Genomic DNA, 18,101 nt, shown 5'->3' with positions numbered 1-18,101 from the left:
TATGAATGACTCCTTCTTCAAAAAAATCGAGTCCAAAACCGGCGTGCCGATGGAAGAAGTGTTCGCACTTGCGAATGCCATCCAATACGCGGATTTCAAAGACGAACGCCAGGTCAGGAAGATTATCCAGAATGTCGGAGCGCTCGCAAACAAGCAGGTGCCGCCTCATCTGGAAGACGAACTGGTCAATTCGCTCGTATCAAGCGGTCAGCCGGTGAATATCGCTGACATACAGCGGATGCTGGGGAAATAATATAACTAGGTTTAGAGATTCGGGAGAACGGGTATAGTATCTTAACCTATTTATAGACTTGAATGAAAGAAGGTGCGGGCAATGGGGTACCAACTGCCGATCCAGCCGATCCAATCACAAATCTACGCGAACCGCATGGAGAATGCCTCTCCGAACTTCGCTTATATCGACAGAGTGCAAGCCGTCAAATTGAAGACGGAATTTGACGAGTGGCAAAAAATCCACAGACGTGAAGAGCGTATGACGGAAGAGCTGGAACGCGAGTCTGATGAGCCGGCAGTACCCCGACAGCCATTGCCGCCCGTGAAGAACGGATTCATCCGGCCGAATCCTGCTGCGCTTTCAAAGGAAGTAGCGATTGTTGTCGGAAAAGGGATCGCTGTGAATGAATACGCCTGACTGAATGAGCTCAATAAAAAGCCCCGTTCTTCGGAACGGGGCCTTTTATGTCGTTTATTCTGCTGTGTCGATCGTCTTCTCCATCGCACGGTGCGGAATGTCCGCATCCATGAATTCCGGTGACGTCACGGTATAGCCGAGTTTCTCGTAGAAGGGAACTGCGTAGGACTGGGCATTCAGCAGGATTTTGCTCATGCCTGTCTCTTTCGCGTGTTCTTCCAGTGCGTGCATCATCAGATTGCCGAGGTGTTTTCCCCGGTATTCCTTCAGTACACAGACGCGCTCCACTTTTCCGACCGCATCGGACGTACTGCGGATCCGGCCGGCAGCAATCGCCTTGCTGCCGTCCCGGACTACGAAATGTGAGGCGGTTTCATCGAAGTCATCAAGTTCCAGGGACAGCGGTACGCCCTGTTCTTCGACAAACACTTTCTTCCGCACAGTGAAGGCGGCTTCCCGTTCCTGTTCCGACGCAGCAATCATGATCTCGTACAAATCAGTTTCCCTCTTGCAGATGGAATGTTTCATAGACAGTCCATGAGCCGTCATCCAGCTGATACAGGAGGTGGAAGCGGTCAATTGTTTCAGAATGATCTGCTCCGATCATCTTGAGCTGGCCGATAATATCATCATGCTCGCCGGATGTCAGATCCTGAGCGATTGTGATGTGGGGAACAAACGAGTATTTTGGCGCGCCGCCGAAAAAGTCTTCCCCGTTCAGTGCGTCATGCAATGAGGTGAGCTCCTCGTTCGGATCCACTTTAAAGTATATCGTATTGGTGATTGGGGCGAAGGTGCTCACTTTCCCGACATTGAGTTCAAACGGCTTATGTGTTTTCGCCACTTTGCGGATCGCTTCGGCGACTTGGCGGATTTCCCGCTCGTCCGCCTCGAACACCTCTTTCAGTGTCAAGTGAGGAGTGATCTTTGAATAGCGGGGATCATAGCGTTTTCGGTAACCATTCGCCAAATCCTGCAATTGTTTTGAAGGAAATGCAACAACTCCATACTTCATGTGAAAAACCTCCTTAGGAAAGTAACTGCACTACTGCTTTCCAGTATAGCAGAATTGTTGCCAATTGTCCGATTGGTTATTGGCCAAATACCATTTTGACAGCTCTCTGTACGTCAGGCTGCCAGTATTTCCATGTATGCTCCCCTTTGAATTCTTCGTAGAAGTAAGGAAATCCTCTATTCTCGAATAATTTTTTTGCCTCGCGGTTCGGTGTCAGGAAATCCTGGGTGCCATCCGCTGTCGTCGCAACTTCGGTCTCTCCTTCACCGACGATGTGATAGACCGACAAAGTCTGCGGAGATTTCGCGTTTTCGATGGCATCCAGTACTTTACCGTCAATATAGGGCGATTGCAGAATGACGCGGCTGAAACAATTCGGATACTGCAGTGCTGTCTGCAGGGAGACCGTCGCGGCAAGTGAATCACCGATCAGCGCCCGGCCCCCTCCGATTTGATAGGTCGGATAGTGCTCGTCGATATAGGGCACAAGTTCGTGCGCCAGGAAACGGATATAATCTTTCTGCCGGTCCCCGTCCGGGTGATACATCCGGCGCCGTTCGGAAACAGACTTATAAGGAATGCCGACAACAATCACATTCTCGATTTCTTCACTGCTCAAATACGTATCGATGACCTTGCCGATCCGTCCGTACTGGAAATAGTCCTTGCCGTCGGAAGCGAACAAGACGGAATATTTAAGAAGGGGTGTATAATTATACGGAAGGTAGACGAGCAGTTCCATTTCCTCCTGAAGTGCCTCGCTGAAAAATTGTATGTCATGGATTTTGCCGTGATTCATCAAACTTCCTCCTGTCTTGTACTGTTACAAAGAATTGTATCATACGTTTGGAAGAGGGTATAATGTGCAGAACCACATTGAAATGGTGAATCGACAGACAGGAAGGGATGGATGGACATGTTCGAAGGGGAAAGCAAAGTACGCTCGGAAGTGATCGCCAAAGCGACGCTGGAAGCATTGGAGCGGCGCGGTGTGCAGATCGGGGATATCGCTAAGATCGTCTATGAAATGCAGGTGCCGTACCATAAGGAACTGAAACTTGAACAATGCATCGATTCGGTCGTCAATGTACTGCGGAAGAGGGAACTGCAGCATGCGATTCTTGTCGGCGTCGAATTGGACGAACTGTGTGAACAGAAGAAACTGTCCTCACCGCTCCAGGAGATTGTCGAATCGGACGAAGGACTGTTCGGCGTGGATGAAACGATCGCACTCGGCGCGGTATTCACATACGGTTCGATCGCTGTCACGACATTCGGCCATCTGGATAAGAACAAAATCGGCATCATCAATGAACTGGATACGGAAAAAGGGGACCACTGCAACACGTTCCTCGATGATCTTGTCGCAAGTGTCGCTTCGTGTGCCGCTGCGCGCATTGCCCACCGATCGCGTGATCTCGAGGAGGCCGGCCTGACATTCGATGATGTCAAGGATGCCGCGAAGTGAAAAGGGATTATATTTAATGAAGAGATAGAAGAAATAGTATAAGCACCATACAGCGAAAGATCATTGTTTCCGTCAATCGGGCAATGATTTTTTCTGTATTCAGAATGAAAACGGTTTCAACTATTATTATGTTCTGAAAAAGATTGACAATTGAACCCGCTTACATGCTATTATAGAGTTTACCGAACTACTAGAGAAATAGGGGGTCATTGAATGAAAAAGAAATTATTTGGTCTCATCGCATTGATGCTGGTCGCTGTCATGGCGCTGGCTGCATGCGGGTCCGACAAAGAGGATGCGAAAGATGGAGACGCTAAAGGCGGAGACTCGGACAGCGGCAAGGACTACAAGTTCCTCAGCCTGCTGACAGGCGGCACGCAGGGGACGTATTATGCACTCGGCGGCGCGATTGCGGAGAACATTGAAAAAGATACAGGCGTCAAAACGTCTGCTGAAGTCTCACAGGCATCGGCAGCCAACATGACGGCACTGAAAGACGGAGATGCGGAAATCGCATTCGTCCAGACCGATATCGCGTACTATGCGACTGAAGGCAAAATGATGTTCGAAGGCGACAAAGTCGATAACGTCTCTGCACTCGGCGCACTCTATCCGGAAACTGTTCAGCTGATCACTCTGGATAAGACAGGTATCAAAACATTCGACGATCTGAAAGGCAAGAAAGTGTCCGTCGGCGCACCGGGATCCGGTACGTATGCGAACGCAGAACAACTCATGGAAATCCACGGGTTGTCAATGGATGATATCAAGCCGCAGAACCTCGACTTCGGGGAGTCCCAGGAAAGCCTGCAGGCAGGCCAGATCGATGCAGCGTTCATCACTGCCGGTACACCGACAGGAGCTGTTGAAGGACTGAATGCAGTAGCGAAAGTGTTTGTCGTGCCGGTAGAAGACGACAAAGCGGATGAACTGATCAGCAAATACCAGTATTATGCAAAAGAAGTGATTCCGGCCGGAACATACGGCCTTGAGAAAGACACACCGACAGTATCTGTAGGGGCGATGCTTGCGATCAAGAACGACGTGCCGGAAGACCTGGCATATGAAATCACGAAAGCGGTCTACGATAACGCTTCGAAGCTGCAGCATGCAAAAGGAAAGCTGATCAAGGCTGAAACCGGGCTCGATGGAATCGGCATACCGGTTCACCCGGGTGCACAGAAGTATTTCGATGAAGTGAAAAAATAATCGGATGTCGTGACGGGACGGTGAGGCGAAAGCTGCTTCTGCCGTCCCATTCGTCATTCCGGAAACGGATTCCAAAGAGGTGAGCGGATGAAAAAATGGATGATCCCGCTCGGTCTGACCGTATTACTGCTGGCAGGACTCGCTGTCTGGAACCTGCCTGTCAAACAGGCATTCACCTTCACGGAAACGAGGACAGAGCATCCGGAGATCGTGTATGCGCCGGTTGGCGATGAAACGGAATTCCAGATCCGCTACGTCCACTCGATCTTCCTGACGAATGTGTTTGAAACATACAATTTGCAGTCTGATGGGTCCATCCGTTTCCTGACGATGCAGTACGAAGACGTCGGAATCGGTCTTCCTGCATATGCAGAAGAAGGCGAGTCACTGTCTGTAACAGAAGATGGCATATACACACTTACATATGAAGACAAAGTGATCGATTCGTTCATATTATATGTCGGAGACGTGGATGCCCAATTGGCGTTCCGCTATCAGGGGAAAGAGACGGATTTGAAATCCGTGCTGGCACGCGGCCATTCGTACGAATTCCGTGTGGAAAAATTAACGTTATATGAACTATGGAAAGGAGCCAGGCTGAATGGCAAAGCGTACTAAACAGAAAAAAGCAGATCCGATCACCGATCCGAACGACGAGCGGTTCGACACGCTGACGGAAGAAGAACAGCTCGAACTGCTGCAGAAATTTGACCCGGAGTCGAATACGAGAAATTTGGCCGGCCTGCTCGGCAAAGTCGTATTCTTCGGTCTGCTCGCATTTTCGTTATTCCAGCTCTATACATCTATCGGAACACCGTTCACGGCTTATATCCAGCGCTCCATCCACTTAGGGTTCGCGCTGTCCCTGATCTTCCTGCTGTTCCCTGCTACGAAGAAAGGTGGCGTACGGCGTAACAAAGTGCCGTTCTATGATGTGATACTGTCACTTCTGGCAATCGGCGTCGGACTCTATTGGCCGCTCAACATGGACGAACTTGTCCTGCGCGTAGGCCGTGTGTCCGATCTCGACCTGATCGTCGGCACACTGGCCGTATTGCTGACAATGGAAGCGGCACGGCGGGCAGTCGGCCTGCCGATCACAATCATTTCTGCAGTCTTCCTCGTCTATGCGTTTTTCGGACCGTACTTCCCGGGCTTCCTCGCCCACCGCGGGCAGAACCTGGATAATCTTGTCCAGCTCATGTTCTTCACGACGGACGGGATCCTAGGAACTCCGATCAGCGTGTCGGCGACATTCATCTTCGTGTTCCTGCTGTTCGGGGCATTCCTTGTCAAGACAGGGGTCGGGAACTATTTCAATGACCTGGCAGTCGTCCTCGCAGGAAAACTGACAGGCGGACCGGCAAAGGTTGCAATCTTCTCGAGTGCCCTGCAGGGGACGATTTCCGGAAGTTCTGTTGCGAACGTCGTCGGGTCCGGTTCCTATACGATCCCGATGATGAAAAAGCTCGGCTACCGCAAGGAATTCGCAGGCGGCGTCGAAGCAGCCGCATCGACAGGCGGACAGATCATGCCGCCGATCATGGGAGCTGCCGCCTTCCTGATGGTTGAATTCATCGGCGGGGTCACCTATTGGGAAATTGCAAAAGCAGCCGCCATCCCGGCACTGCTGTATTTCACAGGGATCTGGATCATGACCCACTTCGAAGCGAAGCGTGTCGGCCTGCAGGGCATGCGTCCTGAAGAGATTCCGAACCGGAAAGAGACGCTGAAAAAGATCTACCTGCTGCTGCCGATCATCGGTATCATCGTGTTCCTGCTGCTCGGGATCCCCACGATGAAAGCGGCATTGCTCGGTATCGTGCTGACATTGATCGTCAGTGCCTTCAATAAAGAGACGCGCCTCGGTTTCAAGGATATCATCCAGGCGCTTGTCGACGGTGCACGTACAGCGCTGGCCGTCGCTGCGGCTACCGCATGTGCCGGTATCATCGTCGGTGTCGTTGTAAAAACCGGACTTGGGCTCAGCCTCGCGAACGGCCTCGTCAGCGCAGCCGGAGGAAATATCCTGCTGACGCTCATCTTCACGATGTTCGCGGCAATCGTTCTCGGCATGGGATCGCCGACGACAGCGAACTATGTCATCACGTCGACAATCGCTGCACCGGCGATCATCACCCTGCTGATGCTGGATACACCGAACGCACCCGTACCGGTCGTCGTGGCGATTTCAGCGCACTTGTTCGTGTTCTACTTCGGCATCATCGCGGACATCACGCCGCCTGTTGCGCTCGCGGCCTTCGCTGCTTCCGGTATCTCGGGCGGGGACCCGATCAAGACCGGGGTCACGTCAGCAAAACTCGCCATTGCGGCATTCATCATCCCGTATATGTTCGTCTTCAATCCGGCGATGCTGATGATCGATGCGAGTGTGTGGGAGATCATATGGGTGACCGCCACCGCCATCGTCGGCATGATCGCGATCGGAGCGGCGCTGATCGGATACTGGTACCGCAAACTCAATTGGATTGAACGGATCATCACGGCGGCGACCGGCATGATGCTCATCTATCCGGAGACGAACACCGACTTCATCGGTCTAGCGCTGTTCATCATTTTGTTCGCGATCCAGCTGATCTCGAAGAACAAACAGAAAGCACTGACCGTATGACTAACACCCGTCTGATACTCGTATTGGGCGGGTTTTTTGAAACTTATCAGTACGGTACACGTCTGGTTATGCAAGAAGAAGAAGGAGGAACAAACCCGTGAAATGGATCAGAAGGTTATTCACTGTCCTCGTCCTATTTGCTATTGTCATCGCCGCAGCCTATTACTTCGGCACCAATTGGCTGGCCGACAAAGCGATGAATGAAGTGACCAGCCAGCTGGAAACATCTGGACAGCTCGATTCCGTGAAAGCGGAGCTGAACAGCAATCCGGACGTCCAGTCCTATCTGCAGGACGCAAAAACCGCAGACCGGAGCAAACTGCCTATTAAGACAAAGGAACAGGCCACCCGCGCAGTACTGAAGAAATTCAGCGTCAGTGAGCTGGCGGAGATGCAGAAACAAGCGCAGTCCGGCATGACCGCTGCAGAACAACAGGAACTTCTTCAAAAAGTGGAAAGCCGGCTGACACCGGAGGAACTTCTGTCACTGAAAGTACTGGCGCTTGACGAGCTGTCCAAATAATTGAAAACGGGGACCGTTCAGAGGCGTCTATTGCTGCCTGCCGAACGGTCCCTGTCCGCTGCTCCCCTCGAGTGCCTCATCTCCTCGCTCATTGCGGTGAGCTGCTGCTTCAGCTCCCGCATCTCCTGCAGCAATTCGCTGTTATCAGGGGACTGCTTCTGTTCTTCGATTGCGAGAGCGGCTGCGTATGTCGTTATCGCATCACCGATCAGGGAGACGACACTTCCGAACACGGCGAGCTTGGCGGCCTGCCCGGATTCACCGGCTTCCAGGAAATCAAAATCATCAATACTGACGATCGCTATCACCTTTATATGGATATATGTACTGTCAGTGTATGCTCCGGTCTGCCTGGAGGAGCGGAAAAACGACCGACGGAAAATTATTTTGCAAAAAGGCATTGCGTCATTCGAAATCTCGTGGTATTATCATAAATGTGCTTAGCGACAGGCAGTTTACCTCAAACACCTGCCGGTTGAGCCAACTGCATAATCCCGATTCCGTAGCTCAGCTGGGAGAGCGCTACCTTGACAGGGTAGAGGTCGCTGGTTCGAGCCCAGTCGGAATCATTGGGTGCCAAACCCTTGGAAGTATTGTCGGAACAACGATACTTCTCCAAAACAGACCTATTAGGCCGGATGCCTAGGGTCTGTTTTTTTGTGTTCGTAAACGTATTGCTGACCGGAGCCTGCAATCTGTAAATTTCTTTCGGCATAGCTGACCTTCCTCTCTTTACATACGAACGTACATTCGGTATACTCGTAAGAAAGAGGAGGCGAACGAATGTGCGGGTTCAACTTGAGAAAGCGATGCTGAACGGGGAGCGCATGGTGATGATCTACCGGGCGAAAGACGGGCAGTGCACGAAACGGACAGTCACGGTGCTGCAGACAGGGGAGGTCTCTTTCCGTGCATATTGTCATATGCGCCAGGCGAAGCGCACCTTCCTGATGGACCGGGTGCTCGCATTGTTCCCTGTTATCGAAGGGGAAAGAGTGGTATTGTAGCGTCATAGAAGCTTTTTGGGAGTGAGTGGCGATGGCAGTGGAAATCGATTTGCAGTTCCCCTACGACTTCGACAGTGCGCTGGCAAGGCTCGCAGGCAACCCGGTGCATGCTGTCGATTTGGAGGGGCGTCTTGTCAGGGTTCCGATGGAAGAGGGGAATCTCGTCACTGTACAGGGGACGGGTACTGTCCGGGAGCCTTCTTTCCGGATCAGCGGTCTGCTGAATGGAGAACAGCTGGCACATATCCGATGGGTTTTTCATTTTGATGAACCGCTCGACGGCATCGCAGCCCATTTCGCAAATACCGACTTGGTTCCGGTATTTGCGGTACATGCAGGAACGCCGCTCATCCGGAGTTTTTCGCTGTACGGGGAACTTGTGAAAAGTATCATCCACCAGCAGCTCAATCTTTCGTTCGCCAATGTGCTGCTGATGCGATTCATGGAAACATACGGGCTGCAGCAGGACGGCGTCTGGCGTTTTCCGCCGCCGGAGCAGACCGCGTTGCTGACAGTCGCAGATCTCCGGGAGCTGCAGTTCAGCACACGGAAGGCTGAGTATGTCATCGGCCTATCGCAAGCGATTGCCGACGGAACGATCGATCTGGAATCGATGCGGCACAAGACGGATGCTGAGGTGACCTCTGCGCTGACCGCTCTCAGGGGGATCGGTCCCTGGACGGCCCAGGGGTTCCTCATGTTCGGTCTCGGACGCCCGAATCTCTTTCCGGCGGCGGATGTCGGATTGCAGAATGCGCTGAAAACCCTTTGGGCCCTGGATCGAAAACCGACCCAGCAGGAAATCCTCGCCCGGTTTCCGGATTGGTCGCCTTATCTCAGTTATGCGGCATTGTACTTATGGAGGAGCATCGAGGCGCCTGCCGGCTGACCGGTACACCATGCCATCCAAATTAAAAACAGCTTTTCTTTTTCCGTGATGCGAAAAGAAAAGCTGTTTTATGTACCTGGATCTTTTACATAGGTCCCCTGCATGAAGGTCGCTGTCAAAATCAGTTCATTGCCTCGTGGTCGATTTCTTCGTCTCTGAAATAGAGGAAATGCTCTTCTTCCAATTCGTCCATCCGTGCTTTATCCAGTCCGATTTCCAAGTTTCCTGCGAAGATCGTTTCCCACCAAGTGTCTGTAGCTGTCATGTGTAATTCCTCCTTTTAGTTGTGGCTGCTTGTATGCTGTCTTTACCCCAACGGCGGAATGCTTAAAACGTGTTCGCTAAAATCATGTCATTAGTCCCGCTGCCGTCTGTCCGGCTGCCGGCCTGCTGATATTGTCAGTATATGATTCGGCACCGCCTGATAACCTGCGTATTTTGTCGGAACTTATGCGGACCGAAAGGGTACCTTTCGAGTCATTGACAGCTGAATCGATTTTTGATATTAGTGTCGGGACAGTACGGAATTTTTGCGCAGGCGCTCCGTTCCCGGTAAGATGGAGGAAACATTCTGGAAAAGGGGTGGCAGTCATGAATTTCACAGACGCGGATGTCAGCCGGATGATCGAGCGGCAGCACGAGTTCTATTTTACAGGGGCAACCCGTCCTGCCGGATTCCGGAAAGCGATGCTGAACCGGCTGAAAGAAGCCATTGAAGCGCGGGAGAAGGCTATCGAGGAGGCGCTTTACCAGGACCTGCGGAAGAGTCCGTTCGAAGCGTACGTCACGGAAATCGGATTCGTCCTGTCGAGCATCAAACACGTCCTGAAGAACTTGGATGAGTGGATGGAACCGGAGGCCGCCAAGACCCCGATCCATCTGCAGCCGGGCAAAAGCTGGGTCGAGCGGGAGCCGTATGGTTCTGTCCTGATCATCGGACCGTTCAATTACCCGTTCCAGCTCATCATGGAACCGATCGTCGGGGCGATCGCAGGCGGCAACTGCATTGTCGCGAAACCTTCCGAGTCATCCCCCCGAACGGCAGCGGTCGTCCGCGAAATCCTGGAGTCCTCCTTCCCGCCTGACTATATCCGGGTCGCAGAAGGAGCGAAAGAGGAGACATCCGCACTGATTCACGCGCCGTTCGATTCCATCTTCTTCACGGGAAGTGTCGCAGTCGGAAAAGTCGTCATGAAAGCGGCAGCGGAACGCCTGACGCCGGTTACGCTGGAGCTTGGCGGCAAGAGCCCGGCAGTCGTGGACCAGACCGCCGATCTGAAAACCGCGGCTGAGCGGATCGCCTGGGGGAAGTTCTCCAATGCCGGCCAGACGTGCGTCGCCCCTGATTATGTCGCTGTCCATCAGTCCGTCCGGGAACCGTTTTTGCGTGAGTTGGAGAAAGCGATCGTCCGGTTTTACGGAAAAGACGCGTCGGCGAGCGATGATTATGGCCGGATTGTCAATGAAAAGCAGTTCGACCGGCTGCACGGCATCCTGGGGAAGGAACGGCAGTCCGTCAGCTATGGCGGCCGCACGGACCGGTCCGATCTGTATATCGAGCCGACCGTTCTGGCCGATACGGATTTCGACAGCCCTTCCATGGAAGATGAGCTGTTCGGTCCCATCCTTCCTGTGCTGATGTATGACAATCTGGGTGACCTGATCCGCCGTATGCGGAAACTCCCCAAACCGCTCGCGGGCTATATCTTCACGGAGAACGAACAGGCTGCCCGCTACTTCACGGAACAGCTGCCATTCGGAGGCGGGTGCATCAACGATACGATTTCGCACGTCGGTAATATCCATCTCCCGTTCGGCGGCATCGGTTCGTCAGGGATGGGAAATTATCACGGAAAAGCGAGCTTCGACGTGTTCACCCATGAAAAGGCGATGCTGGATCGCAGTACAGCCATCCCGATGCGCGCTGCGTTTCCGCCGTACGGCAGCAAATTGAAATACATCAAACCGCTGATCAAGTGATCTCAGCGGTTTTTTCTTTCGGTTTCTGTCATTCATCCATGACGCCGTGCCTAAAAAAACGTATAATGGGTGTATTGCCTAGAGTGGCAGCAGAGATACCGTCCGATTGGATACTCGCTGCCGGGTATGACGGAACGGAGGAGTCTTATGAATACGAACGAGTTACTGGCCGTGCTGCCGGTGAAACAGATAATCGGGGAACTGCCCGAAGACGTCAGCGATCTCACGACGGATTCAAGGGGCGTCCAAGCAGGCGGGGTATTCGTCTGCATCGAAGGCTATACAGTGGATGGACACAAGTATGCCAAGCAGGCTGCGGACGCCGGTGCACGTGTCATCATCGCCTCGAAACCCATCGAGGAGGATACCGGGAAAACGGCTGTCGTCTGCGTGGACAATACATCAAGGGCGATCGGTCTCCTGGCTGCACGCTGGTGCGGCTACCCCTCGAAACGGATGACGATGATCGGTGTGACCGGCACGAACGGGAAGACCAGCGTCAGCAACATCATCCACGGCATCCTCATGGGTGCTGGCGAACGGTCTGCTGTTTCGGGAACCATCGGCTTTAACCTGGACGGTGTCCTCTATGAAACGGAGAATACGACTGCGGACGTCCTGACGACGCAGCGGATGATCGCACAGGCGGCAGAAGAGGACTGCGACACGATGACGATGGAAGTCTCCAGCCATGGTCTCATCGAAGGCAGGCTGGCCGGAACTGAATTCGATATTGCTGTCTTCATGAACCTCACACACGACCATCTCGATTTCCACGGCACGATGGAGAACTACGGCAATGCAAAAGGTCTGCTGTTCGCGCAGCTCGGACAAGACCTCACGCAGCGGAAATTCGCAGTCGTCAATGCGGACGATCCGTGGCATTTGAAGATGCAGGAGATGACCGCATTCCCGGTATTGACATTCGGGATCCATGCGGATGCCATGTTCAAGGCGAAAGATATCGATCTGCGGACGGACGGCACATCCTTCACTCTCCAATGTCCGGAAGGGGAGTTCCCTGTCAATATGCGGATGATCGGTGAGTTCAGTGTTTCCAACGCATTGGCTGCCATCACGGCATTGTATGCGAAAGGGCTCGCCATCCCGGATATCCTCGGGCCGCTCGAATTCCTGTCGCCTGTCAAAGGGCGGATGGAACGTGTCGAGACGAAATTGCCGCTCACAATCTACGTAGACTATGCCCATTCGGCGGATGCGATCGAAAAGGCGATAGATGCCGTGCTGCCGTACAAAACCGCGGAGCAGAAACTGATCTTCATCATCGGCACAGGAGGGAACCGTGACCGGAAGAAACGACCGATCATGGCCGAGAAAGCATCCAGGGCGGACTATGTCATCCTGACGACGGACGATCCGCGCGATGAAGCCTATGACTCGATCACAGGCGAACTTGCCGCAGGAATGACCCACGACCGATATGCCTGTATCGGTGACCGTGAACAGGCTGTGCGCCATGCGATCGAAGTTGCCGACGAAGGGGATATCATCATTTTCGCAGGGAAAGGCCATGAGGATTTCCAGATTATCGGATCGACAAAATATCCGCACTCCGATGCGGAGATAGCACTGGACGAAGCAGAAAAAAAGTTTGGCAGAGGACTGATCGGCAATTGATCCCTCTGCTGGTAAATGAGGAGCACATCTAATGAAAAATGCAATACAAGACGAAATCGCATCCCGCAGGACGTTTGCGATCATCTCCCACCCGGATGCCGGGAAGACGACGATGACCGAAAAACTTCTTTACTTCGGCGGTGCGATCCGTGATGCCGGAACTGTAAAAGGGAAGAAAACAGGCAAGTATGCAACATCGGACTGGATGGAAATCGAGAAACAGCGTGGAATTTCCGTGACATCATCTGTTTTGCAGTTCGATTATGACGGCAAGCGCGTCAACATCCTGGACACACCGGGGCACGAAGATTTCAGTGAAGATACGTACCGGACTCTGATGGCGGTCGATGCGGCCGTCATGATGGTCGATTCGGCAAAAGGAATCGAGCCGCAGACAATCAAACTGTTCAAAGTCTGCCGGATGCGCGGCATTCCGATCTTCACGTTCATGAACAAAATGGACAGGCAGGGGAAAGAACCGCTCGAACTGATGGAAGAGCTCGAGGAAGTGCTCGGCATCGAATCGTATGCGATGAATTGGCCGATCGGTATGGGCAAAGAATTTGCAGGCATCTACGACCGATACAACCGGCGGATCGAATTGGCCAGACCGGAAGGCGGCGACAGATTTCTCGAACTGGACGAAGAAGGAGAACTCGCAGCCCCGAATGCCATGACGGAAACGTCTTATTACCGGCAAGCTGTCGACGATGTGCTCCTGCTCGACGAAGCGGGGAACGATTTCGATAAAGCGCGGATTGCCAAAGGCGAACTGACACCGGTCTTCTTCGGAAGCGCTCTGACCAACTTCGGAGTCCAGACGTTCCTGGAGACATTCCTGCAATTCGCGCCGCAGCCGCAGCCGCGTCTGACGGAAAACGAAGACTATGTGGACCCGATGAATGAGGAATTCTCAGGCTTCATCTTCAAAATCCAGGCGAACATGAACCCGGCGCACCGCGACCGGATTGCATTTGTCCGGATTGTCTCCGGCGCATTCGACCGGGGGATGTCCGTCACCATTCCGCGGATCAGCAAGACGGTGAAACTGACCCAGACGACCCAGTTCCTCGCGGATGACCGTGAGACGGTCAATGAGGCGGTGGCCGGAGATATCATCGGACTATATGATACCGGGAATTACCAGATCGGCGACACGGTCGTCGGCGGAAAGTCGATGTACCAGTTCGAGGCCCTGCCGCAATTCAATCCGGAGCTCTTCGTCCGGGTGACCGCGAAAAACGTCATGAAATCGAAGCATTTCCATAAGGGGATCCTGCAGCTCGTGCAGGAAGGCGCCATCCAATATTACAAAACACTCCACACGGAGGAAGTCATCTTAGGTGCGGTCGGACAGCTTCAGTTCGAAGTGTTCGAGCACCGGATGAAGAACGAATATAACGTCGAAGTGCATATGGAGCATATCGGTTCCAAAGTGGCGCGCTGGATCGAAAACGAATCGGACGTCAAGGAATCGATGACCGGTCCCCGTTCCATGCTCGTCAAGGATCGCTACGAGAATCTTGTGTTCCTCTTCGAAAATGACTTTGCCATGCGCTGGTTCAATGACAAATATCCGGATATCCGTCTGTACAGCCTCCTTTGACAGGTTCCGAGGAAAACCCGTTACATTTCTGTGTACGGGTTTTTCTGTTATCCGGCGGTTTCCGACCGTTCTGATTGAACTCGTCCGCTGCTTTGCATATGATGAAAGTACTGTATTTTGAAAAAAGGGGACCCGCACATGAAAATAAGCGATTTTTCGATCAAACGACCGGTATTTACGATCGTCACGATGTTTCTCATCATCATTCTCGGAGCTGTTTCGTTCTTCAAGATCCCTGTCACCCTGATCCCGGACCTGAATCCGCCCGTTGCGGTGGTGGTTGCGAATTACAGCGGTGCGTCACCGACCGAAGTCAGCGAAAAACTGACGAAACCGCTCGAAGAGAGCCTGTCCACCTCACCCGGACTGAAGACGCTGCAGTCGACTTCCCAGGAAGGCGCGACATTGGTCTTCATGATGTTCGACTGGTCGGCGGATATCGATGATGTCCAGCTCGATATCCTCCAGCGCATCGACCAGGTGCCGGTTCCGGAGGGAGCGGACAAGCCGAGGTTCATGAAATTCGACCCATCCCAATTCCCGGTGATCCAGCTCTCGCTGAAAACGGCGAAAGATGATGTCGACATCCGGAAGATCGCCGACGAGCTCGAGACGGAACTCCGTCAGACCGAAGGGGTCGCAAGTGTCAGCGTCTCCGGTAAATTGGTGGAAGAGATCCAGATCAAGCTCGATGAAAACAAACTGGAGAAAAATGGCCTTACCCAGGCGGATATCGTCCAGGCGGTCCAGGCATCGAATGTCACGATGCCGGGTGAGCCGGTGAGTGCGTCCGGCGGCAAACAGCTGACGACACGGATTGTCAGCACGCTGTCGACAGCGGAAGATATCGGCAATGTCATTATCGGGCCGAACCCTGTCACCGGCAAGCGCATGTACGTCAAGGATGTTGCTGCCGTCAACAGGACGGAAGCGGCCAATGACACGATCACGCGGGCGAATGATGAACAGGCCGTCCTGCTGTCCGTCCTGCAGGAATCGGGGGCGAACACTGCGGAGGTTTCGAGTTCGTTCAAGGAATCCCTCGACCGGCTGCTCGATGAAAAGCAGTTCAAGGACGTTGAAGCGGACATCCTCTTCGACCAGGGGGACTATGTCCAGCTGGCCATCAACAATATCGGACAGTCGCTGATCCTCGGCGGTCTGTTTGCGATGGTTGTCCTGTTCTTCTTCCTGAAAGGCATCCGCAGTCCGATCATCATCGGTGTGGCGATCCCGTATTCCGTCATCGTCACATTCGTGCTCATGTTCTTCGCGGACTTCTCCCTGAACATCATGACACTCGGCGCCCTGGCGCTCGGCATCGGGATGCTCGTCGATAACGCGATTGTCGTCATCGAGAATATCGAGCGGCATCTGGCCATGGGGAAAGACCGGAAAACTGCCGCAAGTGAAGGGGCGAAGGAGATCGGCGGTGCAATCATCGCATCCACGCTGACGACACTTGCCGTCTTCGTACCGGTGATCTTCATCAGCGGGCTCATCGGCCAGATCTTCACACAGTTCGCATTGACCATCTCGTTCAGCCTGTTTGCATCGCTCGTCGTGGCATTGACGGTTGTGCCGATGATGGCGAGCCGCATGCTGCGCAAACCGCGCCGCAATGTGGAAGCGCGCAGGCGCCGGTCACGCACGCTGCGGACGTTCGAGAACTCCGTCAAGTGGTCGCTCCGGAACAGGGCGCTCATCCTTGTGTGTACAATCGTCCTGCTCGCAGCAAGTGCATTCGGGCTGTTCAAAGTGGGCACCGAATTCCTGCCGTCGACCGACGAAGGATTCTTCAGCATCAATGTCGACCTGCCGAATGGCTCGTCGCTTGCCTCGACAGATGACGCAGTGAAGAAAGTGGAAGATATACTCAAGGAACAGAAGGACGTCGACGTATATGTCAGCCTTGTCGGCGGTACCCAGCAGTCGATGGCACAAGGCGGCTCACAGGCGGATACCGCAGAGATGTACGTCAAGCTGAAACCGCTCGATAAGCGCGACCGTTCCGTTTTCGACTTCATGGATGATGTGAAACCGAAAGTGGAGGAGGCGGTCGGTGACAGTGCGGACGTCAGTTTCAATGTACAGGCTGCGGCCGGCTCGAGTCCGAATACACTGTCCTTCTCACTGGAGGATACGAACGAAGCACGTCTGACGAAAGCGATCGGACAAGTGGATGAAAAGCTCCGCAGTCTGGATGGTGTCACAGATGTCTCCAACAACTTGATGGATACGGTCGAAGAAGTCAAAGTGACCGTCGACCGGGAGCTGGCTGCGAACTTCGGTCTGGCACCGTACCAGGTCGCACAGATCATTACAGATGCGACGCGCGGAACGTTCGCAACACAAGTTGTGGATAAGGATGACAATGTACTGACTGTCAATGTGCAATATGATAAGAAATTTTATGAAGATACCGGCGCTTTGCGCAAAATCAAGCTGCGTACACCTTCCGGCCAGTACATCAAACTCGGCCAGGTCGCGAAAATCGACATTGCGGAAGGACCGGTCGCCATCCAGCGTGTCGACCAGGCACACTCTGTTTCGTACGACATCAAGTATGAAAACAGCCGATCCCTCGGTGAAATGACGAAAGCCGTCAATGAGGCGATCGATGGACTCGACCTGCCGGATGACGTGAAGATGTCATACAGCGGCGACCGTGAGCTGTTCGAAAATGCGGCGAACGACATGCTGCTGGCGATCATCCTGGCAGTCGTCCTCGTTTACATCGTCATGGCAGCCCAGTTTGAATCGTTCAAATATCCGTTCGTCATCATGTTCTCGGTTCCACTCATGATCATCGGGGTGGCGATCGGGCTGTTCGCAACACAGACACCGATCAGTGTAACGGCCGTCATCGGCATACTGGTCCTTGTCGGGATCGTCGTCAACAACGGGATTGTCCTTGTTGACTACATCAATCAGCAGAAAGAAAAGGGGATACCGTCCTATGAGGCGATCGTCATCTCGGTCAAGAACCGGGTGCGCCCGATCCTCATGACAGCTCTCACGACGATCCTCGGTCTGCTGCCGCTTGCGTTAGGCATCGGTGAAGGTACGGAAATCAACCAGCCGATGGGGATCGCCGTCATCGGCGGTCTGATCAGTTCCACGTTCCTGACGCTGTTCATCGTTCCGGTCATCTACAGTCTGTTCGACAGGGAAACGAGACGGCGCGCACGTCCGAAGAGCGGCTATACAGCAGCGGACAGCGAAGAAGACGTATGATGAGTATTACAGCCGGCAGCGCGGAATTCCGTGCCTGCCGGCTGTTTTCCTGTCTGCGGACAACCTCGAATATCATGCAGGCGGCCGGCATACAGTAGGACGGACTGCAAAGGTTTGTGAAGCTCAGGGTTCGGCTGCTGCCGTTGCGGGGCTCTCTCTTCGGACATACGCCTGTGCTCCCTGCCGGATTGCCCGGCCGGGGGACAAATGGACAGTTTACAGATGCGTGCGTCCCCGGTATAATG

Annotated in this window: 18 protein-coding genes and 1 tRNA gene; 14 read left to right on the top strand and 5 right to left on the bottom strand. The window is 53.4% G+C overall.

What is annotated here, in order from left to right; genetic code table 11:
• Window position 1 precedes the first annotated feature (1 nt).
• Together BN1190_RS11495 and BN1190_RS11490 are read left to right on the top strand one after the other, a co-directional pair.
• Window positions 2-253, top strand: a complete 252-nt coding sequence (locus tag BN1190_RS11495) for a stage VI sporulation protein F (protein ID WP_040287029.1) — start codon at window positions 2-4, stop codon at window positions 251-253.
• Between the two features lie 81 nt (window positions 254-334).
• Window positions 335-652 carry a hypothetical protein gene (locus BN1190_RS11490; protein ID WP_040287028.1) on the top strand — a complete coding sequence of 106 codons (318 nt, stop codon included), beginning with the start codon at window positions 335-337 and terminating at the stop codon, window positions 650-652.
• Between the two features lie 54 nt (window positions 653-706).
• Here the strand turns inward: BN1190_RS11490 and BN1190_RS11485 are convergent, their stop codons facing one another.
• The 3 genes from BN1190_RS11485 to BN1190_RS11475 form a co-directional block, all read right to left on the bottom strand.
• A complete protein-coding gene (locus BN1190_RS11485; protein ID WP_040287027.1) occupies window positions 707-1,147 on the bottom strand; it encodes a GNAT family N-acetyltransferase in 441 nt (146 codons plus the stop codon).
• Window position 1,148: 1 nt separating this feature from the next.
• Entirely contained in the window at window positions 1,149-1,667 is a 519-nt protein-coding gene (locus BN1190_RS11480; RefSeq protein ID WP_040287026.1) for a YjcG family protein, read from the bottom strand.
• A 76-nt stretch (window positions 1,668-1,743) separates the two neighbouring features.
• On the bottom strand, window positions 1,744-2,466 hold the full coding sequence (locus tag BN1190_RS11475) for an alpha/beta hydrolase (RefSeq protein ID WP_040287025.1): 723 nt from the start codon (window positions 2,464-2,466) through the stop codon (window positions 1,744-1,746).
• Between the two features lie 117 nt (window positions 2,467-2,583).
• On the opposite strand from BN1190_RS11475, the gene BN1190_RS11470 reads away from it, so the two are divergent.
• The 5 genes from BN1190_RS11470 to BN1190_RS11450 all read left to right on the top strand — a co-directional run bounded on the left by BN1190_RS11470 (window position 2,584) and on the right by BN1190_RS11450 (window position 7,499).
• Window positions 2,584-3,135, top strand: coding sequence for a phosphatidylglycerophosphatase A family protein (locus tag BN1190_RS11470; protein WP_040287296.1), 552 nt, complete (start codon window positions 2,584-2,586; stop codon window positions 3,133-3,135).
• A 213-nt stretch (window positions 3,136-3,348) separates the two neighbouring features.
• The gene (locus BN1190_RS11465; protein ID WP_040287024.1) at window positions 3,349-4,344 is read left to right on the top strand and encodes a TAXI family TRAP transporter solute-binding subunit; all 996 of its coding nucleotides are present in this window, start codon (window positions 3,349-3,351) and stop codon (window positions 4,342-4,344) included.
• Window positions 4,345-4,431: 87 nt separating this feature from the next.
• Complete coding sequence (locus BN1190_RS11460) at window positions 4,432-4,962, top strand: DUF1850 domain-containing protein (RefSeq protein ID WP_040287023.1); 531 nt, start codon at window positions 4,432-4,434, stop codon at window positions 4,960-4,962.
• Complete coding sequence (locus tag BN1190_RS11455; protein ID WP_040287022.1) at window positions 4,946-6,976, top strand: TRAP transporter permease; 2,031 nt, start codon at window positions 4,946-4,948, stop codon at window positions 6,974-6,976. Before BN1190_RS11460 ends, BN1190_RS11455 begins: the two co-directional genes overlap by 17 nt.
• A 97-nt stretch (window positions 6,977-7,073) precedes the next feature.
• A complete protein-coding gene (locus tag BN1190_RS11450; protein WP_040287021.1) occupies window positions 7,074-7,499 on the top strand; it encodes a phenylalanyl-tRNA synthetase subunit beta in 426 nt (141 codons plus the stop codon).
• Between the two features lie 17 nt (window positions 7,500-7,516).
• Here the strand turns inward: BN1190_RS11450 and BN1190_RS11445 are convergent, their stop codons facing one another.
• The gene (locus BN1190_RS11445) at window positions 7,517-7,807 is read right to left on the bottom strand and encodes a hypothetical protein (protein ID WP_040287020.1); all 291 of its coding nucleotides are present in this window, start codon (window positions 7,805-7,807) and stop codon (window positions 7,517-7,519) included.
• 188 nt (window positions 7,808-7,995) lie between these two features.
• On the opposite strand from BN1190_RS11445, the gene BN1190_RS11440 reads away from it, so the two are divergent.
• From BN1190_RS11440 to BN1190_RS11430, 3 genes are all read left to right on the top strand, one after another.
• Window positions 7,996-8,068: transfer RNA gene (locus BN1190_RS11440), tRNA-Val, on the top strand.
• Between the two features lie 216 nt (window positions 8,069-8,284).
• On the top strand, window positions 8,285-8,506 hold the full coding sequence (locus BN1190_RS11435) for a hypothetical protein (protein ID WP_040287019.1): 222 nt from the start codon (window positions 8,285-8,287) through the stop codon (window positions 8,504-8,506).
• Window positions 8,507-8,537: 31 nt separating this feature from the next.
• A complete protein-coding gene (locus tag BN1190_RS11430) occupies window positions 8,538-9,395 on the top strand; it encodes a DNA-3-methyladenine glycosylase family protein (protein ID WP_040287018.1) in 858 nt (285 codons plus the stop codon).
• A 121-nt stretch (window positions 9,396-9,516) separates the two neighbouring features.
• On the opposite strand, the gene BN1190_RS15060 is transcribed toward BN1190_RS11430, so the two are convergent.
• Window positions 9,517-9,660 (bottom strand): hypothetical protein, encoded by a 144-nt coding sequence (locus BN1190_RS15060; RefSeq protein WP_179860780.1) that lies wholly within the window; start codon window positions 9,658-9,660, stop codon window positions 9,517-9,519.
• A 326-nt stretch (window positions 9,661-9,986) separates the two neighbouring features.
• Between BN1190_RS15060 and BN1190_RS11425 the strand changes: the two genes are divergently transcribed.
• The 4 genes from BN1190_RS11425 to BN1190_RS11410 all read left to right on the top strand — a co-directional run bounded on the left by BN1190_RS11425 (window position 9,987) and on the right by BN1190_RS11410 (window position 17,856).
• A complete protein-coding gene (locus BN1190_RS11425) occupies window positions 9,987-11,375 on the top strand; it encodes an aldehyde dehydrogenase (RefSeq protein ID WP_040287017.1) in 1,389 nt (462 codons plus the stop codon).
• 147 nt (window positions 11,376-11,522) lie between these two features.
• A complete protein-coding gene (locus BN1190_RS11420) occupies window positions 11,523-13,013 on the top strand; it encodes a UDP-N-acetylmuramoyl-L-alanyl-D-glutamate--2,6-diaminopimelate ligase (protein WP_040287016.1) in 1,491 nt (496 codons plus the stop codon).
• Window positions 13,014-13,044: 31 nt separating this feature from the next.
• Complete coding sequence (locus BN1190_RS11415) at window positions 13,045-14,619, top strand: peptide chain release factor 3 (RefSeq protein ID WP_040287015.1); 1,575 nt, start codon at window positions 13,045-13,047, stop codon at window positions 14,617-14,619.
• Between the two features lie 138 nt (window positions 14,620-14,757).
• Window positions 14,758-17,856, top strand: a complete 3,099-nt coding sequence (locus BN1190_RS11410) for an efflux RND transporter permease subunit (RefSeq protein ID WP_052461803.1) — start codon at window positions 14,758-14,760, stop codon at window positions 17,854-17,856.
• Window positions 17,857-18,101 lie beyond the last annotated feature (245 nt).

It is taken from the genome of Sporosarcina koreensis (genome assembly GCF_000826145.2).
In the GTDB taxonomy this organism is placed as follows: Bacteria; Bacillota; Bacilli; order Bacillales_A; family Planococcaceae; genus Sporosarcina; species Sporosarcina trichiuri.
This window is presented reverse-complemented; position numbering and strand designations above follow the sequence as displayed.